The sequence below is a fragment of the Pseudomonas rhizoryzae genome (assembly GCF_005250615.1).
Lineage (GTDB): Bacteria > Pseudomonadota > Gammaproteobacteria > Pseudomonadales > Pseudomonadaceae > Chryseomonas > Chryseomonas rhizoryzae.
In genome coordinates, this window is the sequence record NZ_SULM01000033.1 from 1 (window position 1) to 4,826 (window position 4,826).

Below are 4,826 nucleotides of genomic sequence, written 5' to 3' on the forward strand. Positions count from 1 at the left end.
TCCGCCAACAGCCGCGCTAGGCGCCGATGCTGATCGGCTCCTGCGCGTTTGGCTGCCAACTGAGCGGCCGCGCCGGATATCGCCACGTGCTCGTCGGCATGATCGCGCAGCTCCAGCGCCGTCAGCCGCTCCAGACGAGCGAAGAGTTCGGCGTCCGCTATCGCCGGACGCGCACGCACGAAACTACCGCCCCCGCGTCCACGGCGAGTTTCGATGATGCCCTGCGAACGTAGGTTGGCTAGCGCATCCCTCAAGGTAACCGGAGCGACGCCCAGTTGTGCGGCCAGGGTTGTCTCGTTTGGCAACTGCTCGCCCTCGGCCAGAAGACCCACCTCCACCATCTCGATCAAGTGGCGAGTGACAGCCTCCGTTTTGCCCTCTTGGTTAAGGCGTATCAAGCTCGAAAACGGACTCATGAACCCCTCTGCTTACGATTTTCCAGATACGGCAGTGAGCTGCACCGAAAAGGCTACCAAACCATATTTTATATTCTGTTCACGCCATTTTCGCAGGCTTCGTTAGGCAAAATCGACCTAATAATCGGCGATTTTTTCATTTTCAAGGTCATGCTCAAGCTTCTCAGGTCCTTAAAGATATGGTTCCATATGTTTAAGCGAGTGCCCACGTTATTCATAGGAGAACCTGACATGAGCCTGCAGACACGCGCCGATTGGGAAGCAAAAGCCAAGAGCCTGAACATCGAAGGGCGGGCCTTCATCAATGGTCAGTACGTGCCCGCCGTAGAGGGCGGTAGCTTCCCCTGCCATAGCCCCATAGATGGCCGTCAGTTGGCGGAGGTCGCCAGCTGTGCCCTGGCCGACGCCAACCTGGCCGTAGCCAATGCTCGTGCCGTCTTCAATGCCGGCACCTGGTCGAAGTGCCCTCCGGCCGAGCGCAAGGCTACTCTGCTGCGTTTCGCCAACCTGCTGGAGGAACACCAGGAAGAGCTGGCATTGCTGGATACCCTGGACATGGGCAAACCCATCGGTGACAGCCTGGCGGTGGACCTGCCGGGTTCGATCGATGCGATTCGCTGGAGCGCGGAGGCGATCGATAAGGTCTACGATGAAGTCGCCCCCACGGCCCCCGACCAACTTGGACTCGTCACCCGCGAGCCGGTCGGAGTGGTAGCCGCCATCGTGCCTTGGAACTTTCCGCTGATGATGGCCGCGTGGAAGCTCGGGCCGGCACTGGCGACGGGTAACTCGGTCATCCTCAAGCCATCGGAGCGCTCGCCGTTGAGCGCTATCAGAATCGCTGACCTCGCGATCCAGGCTGGTCTGCCCGCTGGCGTACTAAACGTATTGCCCGGCTATGGACATACCGTAGGCGAGGCCCTGGCATTGCACATGGATGTGGACACTGTGGTGTTCACCGGCTCGACCAAGATCGCCAAGCATCTATTGACCTGCTCGGGTCGGTCGAACATGAAGCGGGTCTGGCTCGAAGCGGGCGGCAAGAGTCCCAACATCGTTTTCGCTGATGCCCCTGATCTGCATGCGGCCGCCGAAGCGGCCGCCGGTGCCATCGCCTTCAACCAGGGTGAAGTCTGCACTGCCGGATCACGCCTGTTGGTGGAAACGAGCATCAAGAGCGAATTTCTGCCCTTGGTTGCAGCGGCGCTGGAAGCCTGGAAACCAGGCAACCCACTCGACCCGGCGACCAATGTCGGCGCGGTGGTGGACTCCCGTCATCTTGAGCAGGTGCTGGGCTACATCGAGTCGGGTAAGGCCGAAGGCGCCCAGGTCCTCACCGGCGGCGTGCGAGTGCTGGAAGAAACCGGCGGCGTCTACGTTGCGCCCACGCTCTTCGCCGGGGTGAATAACGCCATGCGCATTGCCCAGGAAGAAATCTTCGGTCCGGTGCTGTCGGTCATCGAATTCGACACCCCGGCAGAGGCCATCGCAATCGCCAACGACACCCCCTACGGACTGGCGGCCGCACTCTGGACGCGTGATCTCAGCAAGGCGCACCAAACCGCGCAGGCCCTGAGGGCTGGTAGCGTTTGGGTCAATCAGTACGACGGCGGAGACATGACTGCGCCCTTCGGCGGCTTCAAGCAGTCCGGCAACGGTCGCGACAAGTCGCTGCATGCCTTCGACAAATACACGGAAATCAAGGCGACCTGGATCAAGCTCTGATCCCGCTGCACTGCCGCATTGAACAATCAATAAAGTAAAGGATTGAAGGCTCGCAATGAACAGCTCTCTTGATAAGTCTGCAGCATTGGATGCGGATGCCGAGCAACTGAAGGCGCTAGGCTACACGTCCAATTTCGACCGTAGCATGAGTCTCTGGCAGAACTTCGCGCTTGGCTTTACCTACCTTTCGCCCGTGGTTGGGGTGTACACGCTATTTGGTCTCTGTTTGGCGGCTGGGGGGCCGCCGATGTTCTGGTCTTATCTGCTGGTCGGAATGGGACAGATGCTGGTGTGCCTGGTGTTCTGCGAGGTCGTCTCGCAATATCCGATTTCGGGCGGCGTTTATCCCTGGGCGCGTCGGCTAGTCGGCAAGAAATGGGCCTGGATGGTGGGTTGGATATATGCCATCTCACTGTGCGTGACGGTAGCCGCCGTCGCCTTGGGAGCGGGACCTTACATCGCCAACCTGTTGGGCTTCGAATCGACACCTATCACCAACACCTTGGTGGCCCTGGTGCTGACCGCAATCGCCACGCTGCTGAATCTGAGTGGTACCCAGTTGCTGGCCAGAGTCGCCATGTTCGGCTTCATCTGCGAACTAGTAGGCGCTATCGCCATTGGTGGCTACCTGTTGATCTTCGAACGGCACCAATCGATCTGGGTACTTTTCGACACCTTCGACATTTCCATAGATGGTGCCTACTGGCCGGCTTTCTTGACCGCCGCCCTCGCCGGTATGTTCCTGTACTACGGCTTCGAGGCCTGCGGCGACGTCGCCGAGGAAACGCCCAATCCGAGTCGGCAGGTCCCCAAGGCCATGCGCATGACCATCTGGATCGGCGGGGCGGCCTCCATGTTCGCGGCGATCGCCTTGATTCTCGCGGTACCGGACGTTCGCGCGGTCATCACCGGCGCCGACAAGGATCCGATGACGACGATCTTCAGCTCGGCCTTCGGCCCGACTGGCGCTCGTATCGTGATGGCGATCATTACCGTCTCGTTCGTGTCCTGCGTCTTGAGTCTGCAGGCCTCGGCCAGCCGCCTGCTCTACTCCTACGCTCGCGACGAGATGGTGATGGGCAGCGGACTGCTCAAGAAGCTCTCACCCGCCACCCACGTACCCACTGCTGCCCTGGTGGTCTGTGGTGTGCTTCCCGCGCTGATCGTCTGCGTGGGTTTCTATCTGCAGAACGCGGTCGCCCTCGTAGTGAGCTTCGCTGCCGTGGGTATCTATCTCGCCTTCCAGATGATCGTCTTGGCTGCGCTGTACGCAAGGCTTCGCGGCTGGAAACCCAAAGGACAATTCACTCTGGGCCGTTGGGGCTGGCTGGTGAACATCGCGGCTCTTTGCTACGGCGTCTTCGCGATCCTGAACATGTCCTGGCCGCGGACCCCTGAAGCGGCCTGGTACGTCAACTACGGCATACCCCTGGTGGGCGGGATCACCCTGGCCATCGGCATGGCCTACATGCTGCTGTTCCGCCCACATACGCGGAGTTCGGCACCTGCCGGCGATGCCTGGAAGAACTGACTTTACGCAGGCCCCTGATTGATCGGGGCCCCATAACCTCTGACCACCGGAGTTACGCCATGCTGAAGCATCACATGCAGCGTCTGATTCTAGGGATAATCCTTGCACTGGCTACGCAGCTCTGCTTTGCCAAATCTGCGCAAGACCCTCTTTCAACCATCCACGCCTACATGGCCGCCTGGAACGAACACGATGCCGAAAAGGCCGCCAGCTTCTTCGCCGAAGATGGCGAATTTCTCGACTCTTCGGTTGGCACACCGCAAAAGGGAAGGGATGCCGCTCGGGACAACGTGATCAAGGTCTTCATGACCGCAGTGCCTGACCTGCGTTGGCAACTCGTTGGTACCCCGGTCGTACAAGGCGATAGCGTCGCCTTCGAATGGCAATTCGACGGGAAAAATACGGGTCCCTGGAGCGCCGAGCTACCGGCGACCAACAAGCCGCTGAAATTCAATGGCGTCAGCCTCATCCGCTTGAAGGGCGGCAAGATCGTCAGTCAGCACGACTACTACGATGCCCTCGGTTTCAACCGACAACTCGGCTGGTAACTCTTCCAGATATACAAGCGAAGGCTGGTAGTGGTCCTGCCTACCAGTCAGCTCTCTCCTACCAGAGTTTTCCTTCATGAATTCCACGTCGTCAAAACTGCATCAGGCAGATATCCAGCATCACCTGCATCCCTATACCAATGCCCGCCTGCACCAGGACACGGGGCCCATGATTATCGAGCGGGGTGAAGGGGTGCATGTCTATGACACCCAGGGCAAACAATACATCGAAGCCATGTCGGGCCTATGGTCGGTCGCCTTGGGGTTCAATAATCAACGCCTGATCGATGCGGCAACCGCTCAGTTGCAGCAGCTGCCTTTTTATCACCTGTTCAGCCACAAGGCCCATGCGCCCAGCATCGAGTTGGCAGAGAAGCTGATCGAGATCGCGCCGGTACCCATGAGCAAGGTGTTCTTCACCAATTCAGGTTCCGAAGCTAACGATACCGTCGTCAAGATGCTGTGGTACCGCAATAACGCCCTTGGCAAGTTCGCCAAGAAGAAGATCATCAGCCGTAAGAGCGCCTATCACGGCATCACCACCATCAGCGCGAGCCTTACCGGGTTGCCTGCCAACCAGCGCGGTTTTGATTTGCCTCTCGCGGG

5 protein-coding genes are annotated in these 4,826 nt (G+C 59.3%); 4 read left to right on the plus strand and 1 reads right to left on the minus strand.

Going from position 1 to position 4,826, the window contains the following annotated elements; genetic code table 11:
* Window positions 1–416 (minus strand): winged helix-turn-helix domain-containing protein (locus FAZ11_RS24460; protein WP_137283176.1); only part of this gene is annotated, 416 nt, incomplete at its 3' end.
* 231 nt (window positions 417–647) lie between these two features.
* Between FAZ11_RS24460 and FAZ11_RS24465 the strand changes: the two genes are divergently transcribed.
* The 4 genes from FAZ11_RS24465 to FAZ11_RS24480 form a co-directional block, all read left to right on the plus strand.
* Entirely contained in the window at window positions 648–2,141 is a 1,494-nt protein-coding gene (locus tag FAZ11_RS24465; protein ID WP_058782914.1) for an aldehyde dehydrogenase, read from the plus strand.
* Window positions 2,142–2,196: 55 nt separating this feature from the next.
* Window positions 2,197–3,672 carry an APC family permease gene (locus FAZ11_RS24470; protein WP_058760853.1) on the plus strand — a complete coding sequence of 492 codons (1,476 nt, stop codon included), beginning with the start codon at window positions 2,197–2,199 and terminating at the stop codon, window positions 3,670–3,672.
* Window positions 3,673–3,731: 59 nt separating this feature from the next.
* A complete protein-coding gene (locus FAZ11_RS24475; RefSeq protein WP_338052964.1) occupies window positions 3,732–4,220 on the plus strand; it encodes an ester cyclase in 489 nt (162 codons plus the stop codon).
* A 76-nt stretch (window positions 4,221–4,296) separates the two neighbouring features.
* The coding region (locus tag FAZ11_RS24480; protein ID WP_137283177.1) for an aminotransferase class III-fold pyridoxal phosphate-dependent enzyme at window positions 4,297–4,826 on the plus strand (530 nt) is incomplete at its 3' end.